This window comes from Bacillota bacterium, assembly GCA_013177945.1.
GTDB lineage: Bacteria > Bacillota > DSM-12270 > Thermacetogeniales > Thermacetogeniaceae > Ch130.
The window spans coordinates 138034-159640 of the sequence record JABLXW010000015.1; the positions used below are offsets into that span (position 1 = coordinate 138034).

Consider the following 21607-nt stretch of genomic DNA (forward strand, 5'->3'; position numbering starts at 1 on the left):
GCAGCTTCACCGGACCTGCTTCCGGAGGAGGAAGGTGTCTGCGAGGGTGGTGCTGATTTTCTTCTGCCGGCAGGTGGGGCAGAGTCCTTCTCCCTCCAGGCCGGCTGCAGTTTTCAGGTGCTCGAAGAGCGGCCGGGGGATAAACGGCTTGCCGCAGGAGGCGCACCCTGCCATTTCCAGCTCTACCTGCCAGTTTTCCCCGAAGAGGCGGCTGCCGCTCTCGCTGAACTTCACCTCACCGGTGGGGCAGACCTGGGCGCAGGCCCGGCACCCGAGGCACTCTGCGGCGGGCCTGCCGAAGGGAGGCGTCACCCGGCGGCGCGCGCCCCGGAAGGCGAACCCGATGGCGCAGGCCCCGATCTTTTCGCAGGTGCGGACGCAGAGCCCGCACAGGGTGCACCCGGTCTCTCCGGCCGGCCTGAACCCCGACTCCCGCACCCCCAGCCTCCCGGCCAGCTCCTGCACCACCGGGGCGTCCGGCGTGAGGGCAAGGAGCAGCCGCACCAGCATCCGGCGCACCTCCTGCACGCGGGGGGAATCGGTTTCCACCACGAGCCCGTCTGCCGCCGGGAGGGTGCAGGAAGCCGTGAGCCCCGGCCTCCCCCCTGCCTTCACTTCCACGATGCAGAGCCGGCAGGCTCCGTAGGGGGGAAGCCCCGGGTGGTGGCAGAGGGTGGGGATCCAGATCCCTTCCCGCTGCGCCACCTCGAGAACCGTCGCGGCCCCGTTGATGGGAAAGGGCTTCCCGTTAAGCGTCAGCATCATCACTCAACTCCTTGCGCGGGACTGCTTTAATCGCCTTTCTCCGGCAGACTCCCAGGCACGCCCGGCAGCGGACGCACTTCTTCCTGTCCAGGTGGTGCGGCCTTTCCTTTTCACCGGTAATCGCCCCCTGCGGGCAGACCTTCACGCAGAGGCCGCAGCCCCGGCAGGCGTCTTCCGCGATGACGAGTTCGAAGAGCTCCGGGCAGACTCCCGCAGGGCAGAAGCGGTCCCGGATGTGGGCCTCGTACTCTTCCCGGAAGTATTTCAGGGTGCTCAGGACAGGGGTGGGCGCCGTCTGGCCGAGCCCGCACAGGGAGGCGTCCTTCACGGCTCTGCCGAGTTCTTCCAGCAGTTCGAGGTCCGGCAGCTCCGCTTCCCCGGCGCAGATCCTGTTGAGGATCTCCAGCATCTGCCTGGTGCCCTCCCGGCAGGGGAGGCACTTGCCGCAGGACTCGTCCTGGGTGAAGGCAAGGAAGAAGCGGGCTACGTCCACCATGCACGACCGCTCGTCCATCACCACCATCCCGCCGGAGCCCATGATGGAACCGGCGCCCGTGAGCGCCTCGTAGTCTACCGGGAGGTCGATCATCCCGGCCGGGATGCAGCCGCCCGAAGGCCCTCCTGTCTGGACGGCCTTCAGATCGAAGATTCCCGTCCCTCCCCCCACATCGTAGACGATCTGGCGCAGGGTTGTTCCCATCGGGACCTCCACCAGCCCGTTGTTGCGGATGTCGCCTACCAGGGCGAAGACCTTGGTCCCCTTGCTGGTTCCGGTTCCCATCCCGGCGAACCACCTGCTCCCGCGCGCGATGATCGGGGGGATGTTGGCCCAGGTCTCGACGTTGTTGATGCAGGTGGGCTTCCCCCAGAGCCCCTGCTCGGCCGGGTAGGGGGGGCGCGGCCGGGGCTCTCCCATTCTCCCTTCGATAGACGCGATCAGGGCGGTTTCTTCCCCGCAGACAAAGGCCCCTCTCCCCTCGACGACTTCGATGTGGAAGTCGAACCCGGACCCGAAGATGTTTTCGCCCAGGAAGCCGTGCTCCTCCGCCTGCCTGATGGCCTCCCGCAGGGTCGCCACCGCCAGCGGGTACTCTGCCCGGCAGTAGATGATCCCGCTCTGCGCCCCGATGGCGTAGCCGCCGATCACCATCCCCTCCAGGACGGTGTGGGGATCCCCTTCGAGGATGCTGCGGTCCATGTAGGCGCCCGGGTCCCCCTCGTCGGCGTTGCAGATGACGTACCTGGTCTCACCGGGCGCCTGCCTGGCGAGGGCCCACTTCCGCCCCGTCGGAAAGCCGCCCCCGCCGCGCCCGCGCAGGCCGGAGGCCAGAACTTCTTCAATGATTTCCCCGGGCCGCATCTTTAGGGCCTGCTCCAGCGCCCGGTACCCTCCTCTCGCCACGTACTCGGCGATGCTTCCCGGGTCGATCCAGCCGCAGTTTCTTGTCGCCACTTTAATCTGGGGGGCGTAGAAGGGGATTTCCGCAAGGAGGCGCCCCTCCGGGGCCTCTCCCGTGAGCTTCACCCTTTCCCCGGTGATCAGGACCTCGTCTTCGTAAACCTTCCCGAGCAGCCTCCGCCTGGGAAACCCGCCTCTGGCAACTTCTTCCACAAGCTGCCGCGCCAGTTCGGGGTTCACCCTCCCGTAGACGCGGCGCGGCCCTCCCGGGCACCTTACGGAAACCAGCGGCTCCTCCTGGCAGAGGCCCAGGCAGCCGGTGGAGGCGACCTCGAAGTCAAGCCCCTGCCTTGCCACTTCATCCTGCAGAACCCGGTAGACCTCGTCTGCTCCCGAGGCGCGCCCGCAGGTCGCCCTCCCCACGGTGAATTTTACCTTTTCCGGGTAGAGGGAATTGAGGCCGGCTCTCCGCAGTTCCTCCAACCTGTTCACGTCTGCTCCCCTCCCCGCCAGGCGCTGACGACCTCCGGAATCTGCTCGGGCCTGATGCGGCCGAAAACTTTGCCGTCGATGCTTACAACCGGCGCCAGGCTGCAGCAGCCCAGGCAGCGCACCGCCTCCAGCGTGAACTTTCCGTCTTTTGTCGTTTCCCCCTGTTTGATCTGGAGCTCCGCTTCCAGCCGCTCCGCAAGCTGCTTCGCTCCCCTGACGTGGCAGGTGGTGCCGTGGCAGACGCAGATCAGGTGCTCCCCTTTCGGCTCCAGGCTGAAGGCCGCGTAGAAGGTGGCTACTCCGTAGACCTGGGTCAGGGGGATGCCCAGCTCGCGCGCCACCAGGCGCAGCGCCTCTTCCGGAAGGTAGCGGTATTTCTTCTGGATTTCGCCCAGTATTCCCGAAACTCTGCCGTTCGGCGTCTGGTGCCGGGCGATCAGCTCCCGTACCTCCGCTTCCGTCATTTTTTCGGTCTCCTTCCCTGCGGTTTTGATTCACAGGAGGCGGGGGCGGTGAACACCCCCGCCCCCAGGCCGTTCACCCAGGTTAACGGCCTGTATCGGGTCCTTCGCCAAACCCCCTGCATTTTCCTTCCGGGGGAGCAGCAGAGCACCCCGGTTTCGACGGCAGACCGAGAGCATTCCGTTGGACGAACTGCGGGAGCGCCTGGGAGAGGGTTATCCAGTTTTTAAGAGGTTTTCGAGATCAATGATCAATTCCGGGAAGAGAGGGGAAGTAATTTTGCCTGCATCTTCGTATTCGGCGGCTTTCACCAGTTTGTTTGCTTCATCGCGCCGGTAGATCTCGAAGATGCCCAGTTCCGGGTCGGCCAGCCAGTATTCGATAACGTCGTAACGCTCGTAGAGAGTCCTCTTTGTTTTTTTGTCCAGGCGGCGGGAGGACTCGGAGATCACTTCAACCACCAGGTCGGGGGCGCCCTGCACGTTTTTTTCGGTGAGGCGGTCGCTCCGCTCGTTGCTGATGAAGATCAGATCGGGCTCCACCACGTCGTGAGGCGACAGGACCACATCAAGTGGTGCGAAGAAGACCTCCCCCAGTTTCTTTTCAGATACGTAATCATCAAGAATACTTGACAATTTTCTCAAAAACCTCTGGTGCACGGTGCTTGGTGATGGCGTCACGAAGTGCTCCCCTCCAATCAGTTCGTGCCGCCGCCCGTCGTCGGGAAAGAGCAGGAAGTCCTCGTAGGTGAGTCTGCCGGCGGCCGACTCCATCCTTGCCATTTCCATGCTATCGCCTCCTTCAGGGATGCCGTTGCTCCCTGGAAACATTCTAGCACAGCAAAAAATTGCCAGCAAGCCGGTGCACCGCCGCAGCAGGAAATAAAACAGATCTCCGCAGTCCAGATCGCAGGCGATCTGGCGCAGGGCGGCGCCCGTCGCGGCCTCCACCGGCCCGTTGGTGCGGACGACGCCCGCCCGGGCGAAGGCCTCCGGAACTCTGCCGTTCGGCGTCAGGATTTTTTTCATGGAAAAAAGGTTTTTGAGTCGTTGACAGGGTCTTTGCTTGGGAATATAATTGACGATAGCAAATATTATTTAAGATTGCTGCTTCAGCTTTCCGTTGCTGCCGGTAAGCGGTGGACGGATGGAGGATGGGGGTGAGCCAGGCCGTGGCGCCGCCGGAGCACGATTTCTGCCAGGAAATGATGGAGCTGACGAACGCCTTTCTCCTGTGCTGCCAGCAAAAAGAGCAGCTCCTCCAGCAGGAGGCAGGGATTACGTCCGTTGAGCTGAGGGCGCTCCGGGCGCTTGCTGAAAGGGCGCTCCCGATGCGGGAGCTGGCCGGAGCCCTGGAGCTTTCCCCCAGCAGGATGACCCGTGTTGCGGACAGCCTGGAGCAGAAGAAGCTCGTCCACCGGAAGCGGTGCCCCGAGGACCGGCGCCTCTGCCCGGTGGCCCTGACGCCGCAGGGGAGGGAGGCGCTGGCGCGGGGGGAGGGGGTGCTCCGCCGCTTTCAGGAGCAGGTGAAGGGCCTCCTGAAAGAGGAAGAGCGCGCCCTTGTCTTGCGCGTTTTAAGGGAATTTATCGCCGCTTTCCGGCGGGGAATTGAAGCCTGCTCGCCCGGCGCGGCCCCAGCTGCGGAAGCGGAGCCGCAGCGGGATTTTCCGGCATAGTTCCTGCGCGCCGGGCTCGCGGGCGGAAATCCAGAGCGGCCGCAGGGATAACCTGGCTTGCATTTTCAGGACATAAGCGAGGAGGAGTTGCGATGGGCAAAAAGGTTTGTATCGTGGGCGGCGTTGCAGGTGGCGCAAGCTGCGCCACCAGGCTGCGGCGGCTGGATGAGGAGGCAGAAATTGTTCTGTTCGAGCGCGGCCCCTACATCTCTTTTGCCAGCTGCGGCCTTCCTTACCACGTCAGCGGGGTGATCCCGAAGCGGGAGAGTTTGCTGGTGGCCACTCCGAAGCTGCTGCAGGAGCGCTTCCGGATTGACGTGCGCTCCGAAAACGAAGTCACTGCGATCGACCGGGCGCGGCAGGAGGTGGAGGTGAAGGATCTGAAAACCGGGAGCACTTACCGGGAAAGATACGACTTTCTGGTGCTCTCACCCGGTGCCGCACCCGTCAAGCCATCCCTGCCGGGGATCGACCTGCCCGGTGTTTTTACCCTCAGGACGATTCCCGACATGGACGGCATCCTCCGCTGGCTGGATGAGAAGCAGGCACGGGAAGCGGTGGTTGTAGGGGGAGGCTTCATCGGGCTGGAAATGGCGGAGAGCTTCCGGCTGCGGGGTTTGGGCGTTTCCCTGGTCGAGATGTCGGACCAGGTAATGGCTCCTTTAGACTATGAAATGGCAGCCCTTGTTCATGCCCACCTGCGGGAAAAGGGGGTCCGGCTCTATCTGGGCGAGCAGGTTCAGGAAATCAAGGAGCATGCAGGAAAGCTCGTGGTGCGCACCGGAAGCCGGGAGGTTCCGGCGGACCTGGTGCTGGTGGCGGTGGGGCTTCGCCCGGAGACCAGGCTCGCCGCGGAGGCGGGGCTGGAGCTGGGGCCCACCGGAGGGATCAGGGTCGACGAGTACCTGCGGACCTCGGACCCCAGGATCTACGCGGTGGGTGACGCCGTCGAAGCCAGGCACTTTGTGAGCGGGACACCCGTGATCGTGCCCCTCGCGGGCCCCGCCAACCGCCAGGGCCGGCTCGCGGCCGACAACATCTGCGGGCGGGAGATTGCCTACCGGGGAACGCAGGGGACCTCGGTCTGCAAGGTCTTCGAACTCACCGTTGCGGCAACCGGTTTAAACGCCCGCGTGCTGGCGCGGCACCAGATCCCCTTCCAGAGCGTGATCGTCCATCCCCTTTCTCACGCCGGTTACTATCCAGGCGGCAAGCAGTTGAGCCTGAAGCTTCTTTTCGGCCCGGATGACGGGCGGATTCTCGGCGCCCAGGCGGTAGGGGAGGAGGGTGCTGATAAAAGGATCGATGTGCTGGCAACGGCGCTGCGGGCCGGGATGACGGTCTTCGACCTGGAGCACCTGGAACTGGCCTACGCTCCTCCCTACTCCTCGGCGAAGGACCCGGTGAACATCGCCGGCTTTGCTGCTGCCAACGTGCTGCGCGGGGACGTGGCGGTGACCACCTGGGACCGGATTCCTGCTCACCGGCAGGAGGGCGCCTTTTTCCTGGATGTCCGCACTCCCAAGGAGTTCGCGCGGGGCGCGATCCCCGGTGCCGTCAACATTCCGGTGGACGAACTGCGGGGGCGCCTGGGAGAGCTCCCCCGCGGCCGGAAAATCGTGGTCAGCTGCGGGTCGGGCCTGCGCTCCTACATTGCCTGCCGCATCCTCAGGGCGGCCGGCTTTCAGGATGTCTTCAATCTGAGCGGCGGGTACAGGACTTACCAGGCGGCGGCCGCGCCGGCCGGCTCCCCGGCGCCCGAAACGCCGGAGGTGCGGGCACCGGGTGCGGGGTAACATCAGGCTGGACGCCGGGGAAATCCCTCCGGCACCCGGTTCGGGGTCTTCGCAGGTTGTTTCTTGATCAGGTGGTCTACGAGGGCGCGCCCCGCCTTTTTCTTCCGGCAGGCGGGGCACAGCCTTTCTTCGGGCTGTTTTAGGGAGAAATCGGACTCAAGCCGTTCTTTGACGTACTCGATGAGGGTTTCCGCCATATAGGCGCGGCCGCACGCTTCACACCTCGCCAGCGCGAAGGTTTTGTTCCAGATGACGTGCTCCCCTTCACGTTGCGCCGCCTCGATCGCTCCTGTGGGGCAGACCTGGGCGCAGGCCCGGCACCCGAGGCACTCTGCGGCGGGCCTGCCGAAGGGAGGCGTCACCCGGCGGCGCGCGCCCCGGAAGGCGAACCCGATGGCGCAGGCCCCGATCTTTTCGCAGGTGCGGACGCAGAGCCCGCACAGGGTGCACCCGGTCTCTCCGGCCGGCCTGAACCCCGACTCCCGCACCCCCAGCCTCCCGGCCAGCTCCTGCACCACCGGGGCGTCCGGCGTGAGGGCAAGGAGCAGCCGCACCAGCATCCGGCGCACCTCCTGCACGCGGGGGGAATCGGTTTCCACCACGAGCCCGTCTGCCGCCGGGAGGGTGCAGGAAGCCGTGAGCCCCGGCCTCCCCCCTGCCTTCACTTCCACGATGCAGAGCCGGCAGGCTCCGTAGGGGGGAAGCCCCGGGTGGTGGCAGAGGGTGGGGATCCAGATCCCTTCCCGCTGCGCCACCTCGAGAACCGTCGCGGCCCCGTTGATGGGAAAGGGCTTCCCGTTAAGCGTCAGCATCATCACTCAACTCCTTGCGCGGGACTGCTTTAATCCCGCGGATGTCGCCTACCAGGGCGAAGTCCTGGCCCCCTTGCCGGCCTCCGTTCCCCATCCCGGCGGATCAACAGAGCACCCCGTTTCAACGGCAGACTGAAAGGGGCGGAAATCAGCCGTTTCCGCCCCTTTCTCGACTTTTTCAACCGCCGGCAAGTTTGGGAAAAATTGCGACTTCGTCTGTTTTTTTGAGGGGCGTCTCCAGCCCGGCCAGGTGTTCGATCGCCCTCCCGTTGACGAGGATGATCACGTTCCCGCTTAAAGAGCGCGGACCCTGTGCCTCGCGGGGCGCAAAGACCCACTCCTCGAGCCTTCTTCCGTATTTTGCGCAGAGGCTCTCCAGCAGTTCCCGGACTGTGGCTCCCTGAAAGGCGTCTGTCTCTTTCAATCCCGTAATCTCCCGCAGGAGGGCGAAAAACTTCACCTTCACGGGATCACCCCTGGCTTACAGCTGGCGCCAGGCTTCAAGCCCAAGCTCCCGGAGCTTCGCTTCCGTCGGCTTCCCTTCGGCGTCCCAGCCGCGGACCCGGTAGTATTCGTCCAGCATTTCATCGAGCTTGTGGACTGAACCCTTGAGCGGGCCGTGTCTGATCGGCTCCTTCAGCAGCCGCGGCGGCAGCGTGTCGTCTCCTCTCGTAAACCCGTTCGCCAGGTTGAAGAGGCGCTCCAGGTTCCAGATGCGCTCTCCCGCCCTGACCACGTCATCTGCGGTATATGCAACGCCGGTGGCTGCGGTCAACTGCGCCGCGATTTCCGGCGCCCCGATGGCGAAGGTGAGGAAGAGGCAGAGGCCGGACGAGTCGACGGCAGCGGTGAGGTCCTGGAAGGTCTTCGTCCACTGCGCCTTGTCCTTGGTGCTGAGGTTGTCCAGCTTCTCGGGGATGCCCAGGATTTCCGGGGAGGTCATGTACCCCCGGACGTGGCAGCCGCCCCGGTTGCTGGTGGCGTAGTTCAGGCCGAGGCCCTGGACGCCGCGCGGGTCGTAGGCAGGGAGTTCCTGCTTCTTGACGCTCATCGAGAGTTCGGGGTGGCCGTACTTGCTGGCCAGGCGGAAGGAGCCTTCAGCCAGCTCGTTTCCGAAGCCCTCGCGGCAGGCGGTCAGCCTGGTCAGTTCCACAATCGCTTCGGCGTCCCCGAAAGCAAGCGCCCTCCCGACCTCATCCCTGGTGATTGCGCCGTTTTCGTAGAGTTCCATGGCGCAGGCGATGGTGCTCCCCATCGTGATGGGGTCGAGGCCGAGTTCGTTGCAGAGGTTGTTAGCCTTGATGATCGCCGCCAGGTCCCCTACGCCGCAGTCGGCGCCGTAAGCCCAGACGGCCTCGTATTCGGGGCCTTCTCCAAACCCGGCGAAGGGCCCCTCGGGTACGTTCACAATCCGGCCGCAGCCGATACTGCAGCCCATGCACCCCTTGTTCCTGAGCAGGAACTTCTCTCTCAGGGTCTCGCCGCTCGTGGCTTCGGCGGCGGGGAAGGTGCCGGAATCGCGGAAGTTGTGGACCGGATAGGCGCCGGCCTGGTCGAGAATGTTCACCAGGATCGCGGTCCCGTAGAGCCCGAGGCCCTGGCCGGTAACCGGGTGCGCCTTCACCCTGGCGCGGGCGCTCATAAGGGCTTCCATGAAGCCTTCCGGATCCGCGACCCGGACGCCGCCGCTCCCTTTTACGGCTACGGCCTTCAGGTTCTTGGCGCCCATTACGGCGCCCACGCCCGAGCGGCCGGCCGCTCTGGTGTAGTCGTTTACGATACAGGCGAACCTGACCTGTTTTTCACCGGCGGGCCCGATGCAGGCAACGCGAACGGCATCGTCCGTCTCTTGCCGGATGATGTCTGTGGCTTCGTTGACGCTCCTGCCCCAGAGGTGGGAGGCATCCCGGATCTCGACCTGGTCATCGTTAATATATACATATACCGGCCTGTCTGCTTTTCCCTCAAAGATGATCCCGTCGTAGCCGGCGAATTTCAGTTCCGGGCCCCAGTACCCTCCGGAGTTCGAGGCCGCGATCGCCCCGGTCAGGGGGGACTTGCAGACAACATTGTAGCGGCTGGCGCTTGTTGCCAGGGTTCCCGTCAGGGGTCCGGTCATGAAGATCAGGTTATTTTTTTCACCAAGCGGGTCACCTTCAGGATCGACCTCTTTCATCCACAGACGCGTCCCCAGACCCCGCGCCCCCAGAAAGTCTTTGGCCTCTTTCGGGTCGAGGGGTTCTTTGCTGGCCGTCCTGTTGTTCAAGTTGATCCGCAGGATTTGACCTGCCCAGCCGTACATCACTGCTTCACCTCCCGAAGTAGTTCTTTAAATTTCTCCGCATAGGCTTTCTTTTTGAGCAGCGTCCCCTTCGTCGCCTCCACGTAGGTTACGGCACCGGAAGGGCAGAACTTGACGCACTGGGGGTCGCCGCCGCAGAGGTCGCACTTGAGGATTTTGTTTGTGGCCGCGTCGTAGGTTGTGTTGCCGAAAGGACAGGCGTTCAGGCACATTTTGCAGCGAAGGCACTTTTCGTTGTCTACTGTTAACGCTCCCGTTTCTTTGCTGCGGCTTAAAGCGCCCGACGGGCAAACCTTCAAACAGGCTGCAGCGTCGCACTGCAGGCACATCATCGGCACCGAGATCCCGTCAGATTCCCATGTCAGGACGTTGATGCGGGAAGCGCTGGGTCGAAATTCCTTTTCGTGAAAGAAGGAGCAAGCGAGCTCGCACGTGCGACACGCTGTGCACTTTTCGGGATCCAGCATCAGAACTTTTGCCATTCCCCCGTCCGGCCCTGAAGCAGAACTCCAGGCCGGATGCTCACCTCCTTTGATCTTGGTGGCCTCCTTCATCCCCCTTCAGGACCGGGCCTGTCCCCTTGAGAACATTGTACCGGAAATCACAAATGCTGATGCTTTGTTTCAGGCTTCAGGCCGGTCCGCGCCTTTGAACCTCTTCAGGCCTTTTTGCATCTCTTGAATTAACCGGGGATGATTGGAGGAGGGATCAAGGCGAAGAGAGTTCCGGGGAAGGGGTGAATGAAAGCTGCCTTCGCCATATTTATTCGACATTGAGGCCCTCTTTCCTTCCCCGGTTTGCGATAAATTTCACGAGAAGCCTCCCGCACACTCCCGGCTGCTTGGCAGGACATCTCCGCCGGCAGGCGCGGCGGCCGGGCAAAATGCGAACTTGTCAAAAACCGAACGATCTTTCTGGGCAAAATCGGGGGGATACCAAAGGAGTTCAGGGTGAGCTGCTTTTCGCCTGGGCGAAAGAATTCAGGCCGGGTTCAGATCACCGCAGCAGGGGCAGCTGGGCGCCCGCCTCACCTCCTGCTCGTAAAAGGAGCCTGTCAGGCCGTCGTAAAAGAGAATTCTGCCCGCGAGGGGAGTTCCCACCTTTAGCAGGAGCTTGAGGGCCTCGTGGGCCTGGAGGGTTCCGATCACTCCGGGGCTGGTGGCAAAGACGGGGATGGGCTTCTCAGAAGCCGGGGCTTTGCTGCCGGCGGGCGCGGCCGGGGGAAAGACGCAGCAGTAGCAGGGCCCCCTGCCTGGCAGAACCGTCATGAGCAAGCCGTTGAAGCCCCTCACCCCTCCCTCCACGAGGGGCTTCCCCAGCCTGACGCAGGTCTCGTTCACCAGGTAGCGGGTCTCGAAGTTGTCGAGGGCGCCGACCACGATGTCGTACGGCCCGATCAGGTCGGCGGCATTTGCCCTGTCCAGCCTGATGTGATGGGTGTTGATCTTGATTTCCGGGTTCAGCGCCTTCAGGGTGAGGCCGGCGGAAGCCGCCTTCGGCATCCCGACCCTGCCGGTGGTGTGCAGGATCTGGCGCTGCAGGTTTGAAAGCTCGACTTCCCCGTCGTCGATGATCCCCAGGGTGCCCACCCCTGCCGCCGCCAGGTAAAAGGCGGCCGCAGATCCCAGGCCGCCCGCTCCAACGACCAGGACCCTCCCTGCAGCAAGCCTCATCTGGCCTTCCTCGCCCACCTCTTCCATGATGATCTGCCTCTGGTAGCGATTCCGCTGCGCTTCGGTTAAAGCCATTTCCTCATCCCTCCGGGCTTCCAGATGGATTGCTTTCAAGGGTATCCCTATCAAAGATGTCTTCAGGATAATTAAACACGAAAAGCCGCCCTGGTGGCAATGGGCAAAATTTTTCGCGCCCCTGAAGCCCCTGAAATGAGGAATGGGTTTTGGAATAAAATGTGGATCAAACAAGGAGTTTTCGTGAAAAGAGAGAAAAAATCTAACGCGCGGGCGGGAGTTTGTCAGAGAAGACTGGAGGTTTGAAAGGGATGAGGTTGTTTCTGGTGAGGCACGGCGAGACCAGCTGGAACCGCGCCGAGATCTTCCGGGGTCGGATTGACGTGAAGCTGAACGAGCACGGAGTGGAGCAGGCGCGGCGGACGGCGGCAATTCTCAGCGCCTTAAATCTTGCTGCCGTTTATTCCAGCCCCCTGAGCCGCGCCCTGGAGACGGCGCGTTACATTGCGGAGCCGCACAGGCTCCCCGTGATCGTTGAAGACGGCCTGACCGATCTTGACTACGGGAAGTGGCAGGGGCTTACCCACGAAGAGGTTAAGGAACAGTACGTGGATCTTTACCGCCTGTGGAACACGGCGCCCCACAAGGTGCGCTTTGAAGAAGGGGAGAGCCTGGAGGATGTCCGGAGGCGCGCCCTCGAGGCCCTGGACCGGATCGCAGCCCGCCACAACGGGCAGAATGTCGTGGCCGTCAGCCACCGGGTTGTGACGAAGGTTGTCCTGTGCGCCCTTCTCGGCCTGGATAACTCCCACTTCTGGCACATCAGGCAGGACCCCTGCGCCGTCAACGTGCTCGAGTATTCCGACCGGCACGGCTTCGTGATCTGCCGCCTCAACGACACCTGCCACATCAAACCCTTTTATAAGGGAATGGAGACGATTGATTTTTAGTTTGAGTTTTGAAGCAAATGCGATAAAAAAGGACTATAACCGGCAATTTTGGGAAAAAATAAACCAGGTTTCAGTTCGCGCTTCCCTCCTTTTTGCCTTATAATAAAAGTCAAAGAAAGTCAAAGAAGTTCTGGATCGGGTGGAGGCGCAATGAGTCTTGTCACGGCAATAGAGGCTTACATCAAGGAGCTGCTGAGACGGAGCCCCAGAGGCTGGGTTGAAATCAGGCGGAAAGAGATTGCCGAAAAGTTTGCCTGCGTTCCCTCCCAGGTTACGTACGTCCTTAACACCCGTTTCGACATCAGGCACGGCTATCTCGTGGAAAGCCGCCGGGGTGGAGGCGGCTGCATCAGAATCTGCAGGCTGGATGCCGCGTCGGCATCCGGGAGCCCGGGTGAAGCAAAAGTCGAGACCCTGAGGAGGGATTTCCGGGATGCGCTGCAGTTCCTGGCCGAGAAGGGGATGTTAACGGACCGGGAGCTTGCCCTTTTGAACACCGTTTTCCGGGCCCTCGAAACGAGCGTTTCGGGTGATGACTGGAATTACCTCAAGCTCCAGATCCTCAGGGAGATTATCGCTGCAGGAGGCTTCAGGTAGGAGAGCTGCTGGTCCGGCGGCGCGGCCGGGGGCCGGAAGGGAGTGAAGGAGATGTACTGCGAAGAATGCCAGAAGAGGCCGGCTACGGTGCACCTCACGAAAATCCAGAACAACAAAAAAACAGAACTCCACCTCTGTGAGGAGTGCGCCCGGCGCCATCACGAAATACCTTTCAATTTCGAACCGAATTTTTCGATCCACAAGTTTCTTGCGGGTTTGCTGGACGGCACTCCGCTTGAGGTGGCCCCGGTTGCCAGCCCCCAGTGCCCCAAGTGCAAGCTCACCTACGCCCAGTTCGGTCAGGTGGGGCGTTTCGGGTGCAGCGAGTGCTACCGGACCTTCGAAAGGTGGCTGGGTCCGCTCTTTCGCAGGGTCCAGGGAAGCACCCGGCACGGAGGGAAGGTGCCCCGGCGGGCCGGCGGGAGGCTGAAGTTCAGGCAGGAAATCGAGCGGCTGCGGGAAGAACTGCAAAAAGCCATCCGTGCCGAGGCCTACGAGCGGGCGGCCGAACTGAGGGATCGCATCCGCGCCCTGGAGCAGAAGCTTGAATAGCGCAGGAGAGAGGATCATGACGATTCAGGACCATCTCAATACCGCCTACGCCAGGTGGATGGAAGGGGCGGGGCCTTACGCCCACATTGTGATCAGCAGCCGCATCCGGCTGGCCAGGAACCTCGCCGCCTATCCTTTCCCGCACCTGCAGTCTCCGGAGCAGGGGCGGGAGGTCTTCAGCCGGGTTCGGAGGGCGCTGTCTGCCTCCGAGGTCCGGCAGCAGCTGGGGTCCTTTGCCTTTGCCGCGCTGGAGGCGCTGTCTCCCCTGGACAGGCAGATCCTGGTGGAGAAGCACCTGATCAGCCCCCACCACGCTCAGGATGAGGGAGAGGGGCGGGGGCTCGTTTTGCGGGATGACGAGGCAGTGAGCATCATGGTGAACGAGGAGGATCATCTCCGGATCCAGGTTCTCTTCCCGGCCCTCCAGCTGGAGGCTGCCTGGGAGCTGGCCAGCCAGGTGGACGACGCCCTGGAGAGCAGGCTTGACTTTGCTTACGACGAGCAGTACGGGTATCTCACCTGCTGCCCCACCAACGTCGGGACGGGCCTGCGGGCTTCGGTGATGATGCACCTTCCCGGCCTCGTGATGACGAACCAGGCGAACCGGGTCTTCACGACCCTTGCAAAGCTGGGTTTCGTGGTGCGGGGGCTCTACGGGGAGGGAACCGAGGCAAAGGGGAACCTCTTCCAGATTTCCAACCAGATCACCCTCGGCCCGCGGGAGGAGGAAATAAACGGGAATCTGACGGCGGTCAGCAAGCAGGTCATCGAGCAGGAGGAGCTGGCGCGGGAGAGCCTGCAGAAGGAGAAGAGCGCCCAGCTCAAGGACAGAATCCTCCGCTCCTACGGGATCCTTACCAATGCCTACATCATCAGCTCGGAGGAGGCGATGGACCTCCTCTCGAACCTGCGCCTTGGCCTCGACCTGGGGCTTCTGCGGAACCTCGACAACAGAACCCTGAATGAACTCCTGGTGCGGACGCGGCCCGCCTTTCTTCAGAAGATGGCGGGAAGAGAGATGGATGCCTTTAACCGCGATCTCATGCGGGCGGCGATCATCCGGGAGGCCCTGGCGAGAACATAAACACCTCGCAAAAAGTTTTTGGAAGTTTGATCCGGCGGCGCGAGGATATTTCAAATCAGGAGGTGGCTTGCCCTGATGTTTGGAAGGTTTACGGAAAGGGCACAGAAGGTTTTCTTGCTGGCGCAGGAAGAGGCGCGGAGATTGAAGCATCCGGCGGTGGGGACAGAGCACCTGCTGCTGGGTTTGCTCAGGGAAGGCGAAGGGATTGCGGCGAAGGCCCTCCAGACCCTTGGGGTTGACCTCCAGAAGCTGCGGGAGGAAGTTGAGAAGGTTGTGGCGCCGGGAGAGACCAGGCCCGGGGAGGAGGTCGGCCTTACTCCCCGCGCCAAAAAGGTGCTCGAACTCGCCCACGAGGAAGGGCGCCGGCAGGGCGTCAGCTACGTGGGAACCGAGCACATCCTGCTTGGGCTGATCCGGGAAGGAGAGGGAGTGGCGGCCCGGATTCTGATCAGCCAGGGCCTGAGCCTCGATAAGGTAAGGCGCCAGGTTTTGATGTTGCTGGGCGGGATCGGCCCCGTGCCTCCGGGGCATCCCCATGTCGGAATGGCGCGGGGGCGGAGTCAGACTCCGACCCTCGACGACCTGGGGCGGGATCTGACCCAGCTTGCCCGGGAGGGGAAGCTCGATCCTGTGGTCGGGCGCGACCGGGAAATCGAGCGGGTGATCCAGGTTTTGAGCCGCCGTACGAAAAACAACCCCGTTCTCATCGGCGAGCCTGGTGTCGGGAAAACGGCAATCGCAGAGGGGCTCGCCCAGCGGATCGTGGAGGGAAAGGTGCCGGAGATCCTGGCGGACAAGAGGGTGGTCACCCTCGATATGTCTGCCGTTGTCGCCGGGACCAAGTACCGGGGTGAGTTCGAAGAAAGGCTCAAAAAAGTGATCGACGAGATCCGGAACGCCGGAAACATCATTCTCTTTATCGATGAGGTTCACACCCTCGTGGGCGCCGGGGCGGCCGAAGGGGCGATCGATGCCGCAAACATCCTCAAGCCGGCGCTGGCGCGGGGGGAGCTCCAGTGCATCGGGGCCACGACCCTGGATGAATACCGGAAGCACATCGAGAAGGACGCGGCGCTCGAGCGGCGGTTCCAGCCGGTAACAATTGGGGAGCCCACGGTGGACGAAACCATTGAGATCCTGCGGGGCCTGCGCGACCGGTACGAGGCGCACCACAGGGTGAAGATCACCGACAGCGCCCTTAAGGCGGCTGCCCGGCTCTCGGACCGGTACATCACCGACCGCTTCCTGCCGGACAAGGCCATTGACCTGATGGATGAGGCCGCCTCGCGGGTGCGCCTCCGGGCCTACACCGCGCCTCCAGATGTGAAGGAGCTGGAGGAAAAACTGGAGAAGCTGCAGAAGGAGAAGGAGGCGGCGGTGGTGAGCCAGGAGTTCGAAAAGGCCGCCGCCCTGAGGGATCAGGAGCAGCAGGTCCGGGCCGAGCTGGAAAAGATCAAGAACAGCTGGGCGCAGCGCAAGGAGCTCGACCAGTCGATTGTCACCGAAGAGGACATTGCCGAAATCGTGTCCAGCTGGACCGGGATTCCCGTGAGCAAACTGAGGGAGGAGGAAACGGAGCGGCTCCTCCGCATGGAGGAAATCCTGCACCAGCGCGTCATCGGCCAGGACGAGGCGGTGAGAGCAGTTGCGCGGGCGATCCGGCGGGCGCGCGCCGGACTCAAGGACCCCAAGCGCCCCATCGGCTCCTTCATCTTCCTCGGCCCCACCGGGGTTGGAAAGACGGAGCTGGCGCGGGCGCTGGCCGAGGCCCTCTTCGGCGACGAAGAGGCGATGATCAGGTTCGACATGTCCGAGTACATGGAGAAGCATACGGTTTCCCGCCTGCTCGGCGCCCCGCCGGGGTACGTGGGGTACGAGGAGGCCGGGCAGCTCACCGAGGCCGTGAGAAGGCGCCCCTACTCGGTGGTGCTCTTCGATGAGATCGAAAAGGCCCATCCCGACGTCTTCCACGTGCTCCTTCAGGTGATCGAGGACGGCCGCCTCACGGACGCCAAGGGGCGCACCGTTGACTTCCGGAACACCGTGATCATCATGACCTCGAACGTCGGCGCCCAGTTCATCAAGCGGGAGGGCCGGCTCGGCTTCAAGGCCGGGGCAAGGGAAGCGGAGGAGAACTACGAGGCGATGAAGGAGCGGGTTACCGAGGAGCTGCGGCGCACCTTCAGGCCCGAGTTTCTGAACCGGATCGATGAAATCATCGTGTTCCACGCTCTGAACGAAGAGCACATGAAGGAGATCGTGGAATTGATGCTCAGGAACCTGGGCAGGCGGATTGCGGAGTACGGCCTCTACCTCGAGTTCACCGGGGCGGCGAAGGAGCTCCTGGTCAGGAAGGGGTACGACCCGATGTACGGGGCGCGCCCGCTGCGCCGGGTGATCCAGCGGATGGTCGAGGACCGGCTCTCCGAGGAGATGCTGGAAGGGAAGTTCAAGGCCGGCGACGAGATCGTTGTGGACGCCAAAGGGGAGGAGCTGACCTTCAGCCTGAAAAGGGTGGACGCTCCTGCCGCCACCTGATTCTGGTTGCAACCTGGCCTGTTCCACCTGCAGGGGTTGAAGCGGCCGGAAGGCTTGCCGGCCGTTTTTTCTTTTTTTATAATAGGGACAGGCAGCTTTCCTGATTCGAGTTGCGTTTACCCTCAACTATTTTCTTAATCCGCAGAGGCAGCCTCAGGCAGAACCCCTTGTCAGAAGATCAGGCTTTCCCTCATTCAGTCAGCCGGCCTTTGGTTTTAAAAACAAAGCATTCTGCGATCAGCCAGAGGAAACACCACTGCATTTCGTGTGCGACAAACGCCGGGAATAGGCAGTCAACCGTCAGGCATCTTTGTGAGGCATCTTTGGGAAGGGAGTTGATGTTGGTGTTCCCGGAATACCGTAATGAGGAGTTGTGCGCCGAGTGCGGCGGAAAATGCTGTCTGGTCTACGGCCCTCCTTACAATTTGACCTGGTCCCGGCTGCACGGAGACAGGAAGCGCCGCTACGGCGGCGGCTACCATGAAGAATACGGGGTTGAGCCGCTGGCGGAGAAGATCCACCCCTATGCCTGCGAGTATTTGAGCGAAACCGGCTGCATCATCCCCTGGGAGAAGCGCCCCCCGGTCTGCAAAAACTACCGCTGCGGCATGTGGCGCGACATGGTACATAGAAGGTAAGGCTTTTAGTGCAAGGGTTTGAAGAGGTCAGCCCACGGCGCCCTGCAGGTGGCCGAAGTGGAGCCGGCCGTTAAGAATGAGCTTCAGGAATTTCCGGACATCCGTTTTTTTGCGCATCAGGGCGGCCAGGATTCCGCCCTGGGCGATGTCCCCCACCAGGATCACCCCGGCAAGGGCGCCGTCTTTCAAGACCAGCTTCCGGTAGAGGTTCTGCTGCGGCCGGTGGACGGTAAACACCTCGTAGCTGCCGTCCGGTGGGCTGGTAATCCCCAGCGCGAGGGCCGGAGTGCTGCCGAACTGGACCACATTCTGCATTTCCCGGGGGCCCGCATAGGGCCGCGGTCTCCCGGCCATGCCGGAGGCCGCGGCGGCTCCCTGGGCGGTGGCGCTGGGCCAGGTGGGGTTCAGCCCCGCAGCTGTTTCTGCCACATCCCCTGCGGCGTAAACATCCGGGAGGGAGGTCTGCATGCAGTCGTCCACCAGGATCCCCCGGTTGGTTTTCACCCCGCCCTCCCGGGCGAGCTCCACATTGGGCCTGATCCCGGTGGCGGCGATGACCAGCTCCGCCTCCAGCGTTGTCCCGTTGTCCAGCACCAGCTTCCAGCACCTGCCCGGGGAAGAAGGCGCCGCCGCTTCCCGCACCCCGGCACCAGGGATGATGCGAACTCCTGCGGCCTCCAGAAGGCGCGCCAGGATTCCTGCCGCCGCCGGATCGAACTGCTGGGGGAGGATATGGGGCGCCTTCTCCACAACAGCGACCTCCAGACCGCGCCGGGCCAGGGCGGAGGCTGCCTCCAGCCCTACCAGACCGGCTCCCAGGATCGTCACCCGGAGCGCCTGCCCGCAGCGGGCGAGGATCTGCCTGGCATCGCTCAGGTTCCTCAGGCCGAAGAGGCCGCGCCCCTCCAGCCCCGGAACGGGCGGGAAGGCGGTGCTGCTCCCGGTGGCTATAAGGAGCCTGTCATAACCGATCCCGACGCCGTCCTCCAGAATCACCTGTTTCTGCCTGAAGTCTACTCCGACTGCCTTCCTGCCGAAAAGAGTGATGATCCGGTTTTTCCTGTAAAAGTCGCCGGGCCTGATATAGAGCTCTGCCGCGCTTTTCTCCCCGGCCAGCAGCGCCGGGAGCAGGCAGCGGGAGTAGGCGGGGCCGGGCTCTTCGGAAATCATGATGATCCGGCCGTCTCCGTCCAGCCTCCTCAGGGTTTCGGCGGCGCTGATCCCGGCTGCGCTGTTCCCGATGATTACGTAGCGCCTTCGCATTCTCATCACCCTCCCTGGCCGCAGGCCTCCGGTGCCGTTCCCCCGACAAGGCCGGCGGCCAGGCTCCGGCGCCGCGCCTCCGCGAAGCTGTTGACCTCCTCGTAGGCCAGTGCTCCGTTGGGGCAGGATTCCACGCAGGCCGGTATTTCCCGGCCCGGGCAGCCGTCGCATTTCAGGGCAAGGCGCGCACCGGGCGCCTGGATGATCGCCCCATAGGGACAGGCCATCACGCACATCCAGCAGCCCACGCATGCCTGGGGATGCCCTTCGTTGCTCACCAGGCCGGTTGTGGAGTCCTGCTGCATCGCCCCGGTCATGCAGGCGCCGACACAGGGAGCACCCTCGCAGTGGCGGCAGAGGATGGGCACCGGCTGTTTTCCGGCTGCCTCCACCAGGATCCGCCCCGGCACCCCCTCCTGCATCGCCCCGGTAATGGTGCCGGAACTGGAGTGAGCTGCCCCGCAGGCCAGGCTGCAGGTCAGGCAGCCGTAGCACTTTTCCAGGTAAACCAATACAGTCTTCACCATTGATTCCCCCCAAGTCGCGGGCTTGCGGTTGCCCGCCGGATTTTCAGGAAAGCCCCCCGGCGGTGCGCGGCCTGCCGGAGGGCTGGAATTTTGGCTGGTTTCCGGTTCCCGGCCTCTGGAGCGGCTAGATCCCCAGCGCCGCCCTCTTTTTCATGATGTGGTCGCAGAGCGCTTCTGCCGCCCGGACAGGCTCCTCCTCTACAAGTACCTTCCCGCCTGTGAGCCCTTCCAGGTCTCTGGTCAGAATGTCTGTCACCAGCCGGCTCCCACCGGTGAAAGGAGGGCTTCCCAGGTGCACCAGGAGGCCCAGGGCAAGGGCGAAGGCACCGTCGGCAAGCGCCTGCTCTTCCAGCCACTGGGGCGCTGAGACCGCCAGCGGGAGCTGCGGGAGGTCCACCTTGAGGGCTGCGGCCAGTTCTGCTGCCACCTCCTCCAGGCGGCCGATGGCCAGGCAGGGGCCGAAGTTCAAGACCGGCGGGATCCCCAGCTCGCTGCAGACGGACTGCAGGTTCTCCCCGGCCTGCGCTGCCGCCTCCGGGAGCATCATCCCGCAGTTGGCGAGCCCGCCGCTGGTGCAGCCAGCCGTGAGGACCAGGATGTCCCGCCTGATCAGCTCTCTGGTGAGTTCCAGGGTGAAAACATCGTGCCCCTTTGTGGTCAGGTTGGAGCACCCCACAACCCCTGCGAGGCCCCGAATGCGGCCTGTAGCGATCAGGTCCAGGAGGGGTTTATAGCTGCCGCCCAGGAACTTTTTCAGGGACTTCTCTCCCACCCCGGCCAGGGAGCCCTCGCAGCCGTGCTCCGGCACCGTGACCGCCACCTGGCTCCTCCGGTTCCTGTAGCTTTCCGCGGCAGCCTCAATGATTTTCCAGGCCGTCTCCCGGCTCTTCTTGAAATCATAGGGCAGGTATTCGGCGTTCTGCTTTTTGGCCACATCGTCGATGCAGATCTGCCTGACCCGGGACTTTTCGCAGATTTCTTCGATGCCGGGGAGGGCGCAGTTGAATTCCGTCACCACCAGATCGATGCCGCCTGTGGCCAGGAGCGGCTCGCTGGTAAAGTTGTTCCCGGCATGGCCGGCAAAGACTCCGCCGGCGTGAGCACACCTTGCCTCCATGTCCTGGCCTACACAGGTGGCTCCTACGATCCGGAACCCGCGCGCCCCCGCCTGTCGGGCGCTTTCCTCCGCCCGGGGTGCGGTCAACTCCCGCTGCAGGGCGGCCAGCAGGGCGTGCTGGTGCCCGATCACCATGATATTGATGAATTCCGGGTCCACCACCGAGAAGCCGACCCTGACGGTGCCGAGCTCCGGTTCCCCTGCCAGGATGTCGTTGATCTTGTTTGTAAGCATCAGGCTGTAGAGGCCGGTGGCAATCCCGAGGCGCAGGGCGTGAAGCAGCATGTCTGCGGGATCGCTGGAGAGGTTGGTGCTGGTTTTCACCAGGGCGTCAAAGACCTCGGACTTGGCTCCCCCGGGGAGGATTCCCAGCTCCTGCCACCGCTTGAAGCGGGGGGCGCAGGAAAGCTTCTCCGCAAGCTCCATCTTTGCGCTGCGGGGCCGGTAGAGATCGGCAAGGATGCGGTTCGCCAGTTCTCCTGCCTTCCCCCTGGGGTCCTGCGCCTGGAGCCCGAACCTGGAGGCAAGCTCTTCCAGGACCGCCTCCCCCGGGAAGGGCGGCTCCGCGTTTTTCAAAACATTTGCCGCGTTCTCCACCACATGCAGGTAGCAGGCTGCCCCGGCCGCCACGGCGCGCAGGAAGTTCCGGGCCACCATGGTGTCTGCCGTTGCTCCACAGATGCCCCGCGCCGCTTTCAGGGTAATCCGGCAGGGTCCGTTGGAGCAGAGGCGGCAGCAGACGCCCTGGAGGCCGAACCCGCACTTCACCGCCTGACCGGGAACCCGGTCGAACGAGGTTTCCACATCTTCCTTTTCCTGCAGGAAGGCACACAGTTTTTCATCAGCAGAACACAAAAGGGGCACGGTCGATGACCTCCTTTGAATTAAAAGATTTTTATTTAGGTTTTATCCGGCTGGTTCTGCATTTTGCCGGCAAGATTCAAAAACTA

General features: G+C 63.1%; 20 protein-coding genes. 8 read left to right on the plus strand and 12 right to left on the minus strand.

The genetic code is table 11. The annotated features are described in order from the left end of the window. Positions 1–6 precede the first annotated feature (6 nt). The 4 genes from HPY58_10455 to HPY58_10470 all read right to left on the minus strand — a co-directional run bounded on the left by HPY58_10455 (position 7) and on the right by HPY58_10470 (position 4146). Positions 7–765, minus strand: a complete 759-nt coding sequence (locus HPY58_10455) for a 2Fe-2S iron-sulfur cluster binding domain-containing protein (protein ID NPV30046.1) — start codon at positions 763–765, stop codon at positions 7–9. Next, positions 749–2656 carry a 4Fe-4S binding protein gene (locus HPY58_10460; GenBank protein ID NPV30047.1) on the minus strand — a complete coding sequence of 636 codons (1908 nt, stop codon included), beginning with the start codon at positions 2654–2656 and terminating at the stop codon, positions 749–751. The genes HPY58_10455 and HPY58_10460 overlap by 17 nt, the downstream gene beginning before the upstream one ends. Next, complete coding sequence (gene nuoE / locus HPY58_10465) at positions 2653–3120, minus strand: NADH-quinone oxidoreductase subunit NuoE (GenBank protein ID NPV30048.1); 468 nt, start codon at positions 3118–3120, stop codon at positions 2653–2655. The genes HPY58_10460 and nuoE overlap by 4 nt, the downstream gene beginning before the upstream one ends. A gap of 213 nt (positions 3121–3333) precedes the next feature. Then, positions 3334–4146 (minus strand): Uma2 family endonuclease, encoded by an 813-nt coding sequence (locus HPY58_10470; GenBank protein ID NPV30049.1) that lies wholly within the window; start codon positions 4144–4146, stop codon positions 3334–3336. A 110-nt stretch (positions 4147–4256) separates the two neighbouring features. Between HPY58_10470 and HPY58_10475 the strand changes: the two genes are divergently transcribed. Continuing rightward, on the plus strand, positions 4257–4793 hold the full coding sequence (locus HPY58_10475; protein NPV30050.1) for a MarR family transcriptional regulator: 537 nt from the start codon (positions 4257–4259) through the stop codon (positions 4791–4793). Positions 4794–4885: 92 nt separating this feature from the next. Next, the gene (locus HPY58_10480; protein ID NPV30051.1) at positions 4886–6589 is read left to right on the plus strand and encodes an FAD-dependent oxidoreductase; all 1704 of its coding nucleotides are present in this window, start codon (positions 4886–4888) and stop codon (positions 6587–6589) included. A 2-nt stretch (positions 6590–6591) separates the two neighbouring features. Here HPY58_10480 and HPY58_10485 read toward each other — a convergent pair whose 3' ends face one another. The 5 genes from HPY58_10485 to HPY58_10505 all read right to left on the minus strand — a co-directional run bounded on the left by HPY58_10485 (position 6592) and on the right by HPY58_10505 (position 11451). Next, positions 6592–7404: a 2Fe-2S iron-sulfur cluster binding domain-containing protein gene (locus HPY58_10485; protein NPV30052.1), complete on the minus strand. Its 813-nt coding sequence runs from the start codon at positions 7402–7404 to the stop codon at positions 6592–6594. 175 nt (positions 7405–7579) lie between these two features. Then, positions 7580–7867 carry a MoaD/ThiS family protein gene (locus HPY58_10490; GenBank protein ID NPV30053.1) on the minus strand — a complete coding sequence of 96 codons (288 nt, stop codon included), beginning with the start codon at positions 7865–7867 and terminating at the stop codon, positions 7580–7582. A gap of 15 nt (positions 7868–7882) precedes the next feature. Beyond that, the gene (locus HPY58_10495) at positions 7883–9706 is read right to left on the minus strand and encodes an aldehyde ferredoxin oxidoreductase family protein (GenBank protein NPV30054.1); all 1824 of its coding nucleotides are present in this window, start codon (positions 9704–9706) and stop codon (positions 7883–7885) included. Beyond that, positions 9703–10185 (minus strand): 4Fe-4S dicluster domain-containing protein, encoded by a 483-nt coding sequence (locus tag HPY58_10500; protein NPV30055.1) that lies wholly within the window; start codon positions 10183–10185, stop codon positions 9703–9705. Before HPY58_10500 ends, HPY58_10495 begins: the two co-directional genes overlap by 4 nt. A gap of 498 nt (positions 10186–10683) precedes the next feature. Further along, complete coding sequence (locus HPY58_10505; GenBank protein NPV30056.1) at positions 10684–11451, minus strand: HesA/MoeB/ThiF family protein; 768 nt, start codon at positions 11449–11451, stop codon at positions 10684–10686. A gap of 251 nt (positions 11452–11702) precedes the next feature. Here HPY58_10505 and HPY58_10510 point away from each other — a divergent pair, with 251 nt between their 5' ends. From HPY58_10510 to HPY58_10535, 6 genes are all read left to right on the plus strand, one after another. Continuing rightward, a complete protein-coding gene (locus HPY58_10510) occupies positions 11703–12341 on the plus strand; it encodes a histidine phosphatase family protein (GenBank protein ID NPV30057.1) in 639 nt (212 codons plus the stop codon). 150 nt (positions 12342–12491) lie between these two features. Continuing rightward, the gene (locus tag HPY58_10515) at positions 12492–12938 is read left to right on the plus strand and encodes a CtsR family transcriptional regulator (protein ID NPV30058.1); all 447 of its coding nucleotides are present in this window, start codon (positions 12492–12494) and stop codon (positions 12936–12938) included. A gap of 51 nt (positions 12939–12989) precedes the next feature. Next, the gene (locus HPY58_10520; protein ID NPV30059.1) at positions 12990–13490 is read left to right on the plus strand and encodes a hypothetical protein; all 501 of its coding nucleotides are present in this window, start codon (positions 12990–12992) and stop codon (positions 13488–13490) included. A gap of 16 nt (positions 13491–13506) precedes the next feature. Further along, positions 13507–14574, plus strand: a complete 1068-nt coding sequence (locus HPY58_10525) for a protein arginine kinase (protein ID NPV30060.1) — start codon at positions 13507–13509, stop codon at positions 14572–14574. 75 nt (positions 14575–14649) lie between these two features. Continuing rightward, a complete protein-coding gene (locus HPY58_10530; protein ID NPV30061.1) occupies positions 14650–17112 on the plus strand; it encodes an ATP-dependent Clp protease ATP-binding subunit in 2463 nt (820 codons plus the stop codon). A gap of 338 nt (positions 17113–17450) precedes the next feature. Further along, entirely contained in the window at positions 17451–17750 is a 300-nt protein-coding gene (locus HPY58_10535; GenBank protein NPV30062.1) for a hypothetical protein, read from the plus strand. 27 nt (positions 17751–17777) lie between these two features. Here the strand turns inward: HPY58_10535 and HPY58_10540 are convergent, their stop codons facing one another. The 3 genes from HPY58_10540 to cooS all read right to left on the minus strand — a co-directional run bounded on the left by HPY58_10540 (position 17778) and on the right by cooS (position 21521). Continuing rightward, the gene (locus tag HPY58_10540) at positions 17778–19013 is read right to left on the minus strand and encodes an NAD(P)/FAD-dependent oxidoreductase (protein ID NPV30063.1); all 1236 of its coding nucleotides are present in this window, start codon (positions 19011–19013) and stop codon (positions 17778–17780) included. A 5-nt stretch (positions 19014–19018) separates the two neighbouring features. After that, positions 19019–19537, minus strand: coding sequence for a 4Fe-4S dicluster domain-containing protein (locus tag HPY58_10545; protein ID NPV30064.1), 519 nt, complete (start codon positions 19535–19537; stop codon positions 19019–19021). A gap of 127 nt (positions 19538–19664) precedes the next feature. Further along, the gene (gene cooS, locus HPY58_10550) at positions 19665–21521 is read right to left on the minus strand and encodes an anaerobic carbon-monoxide dehydrogenase catalytic subunit (protein NPV30065.1); all 1857 of its coding nucleotides are present in this window, start codon (positions 21519–21521) and stop codon (positions 19665–19667) included. Between the last annotated feature and the right edge of the window lie 86 nt (positions 21522–21607).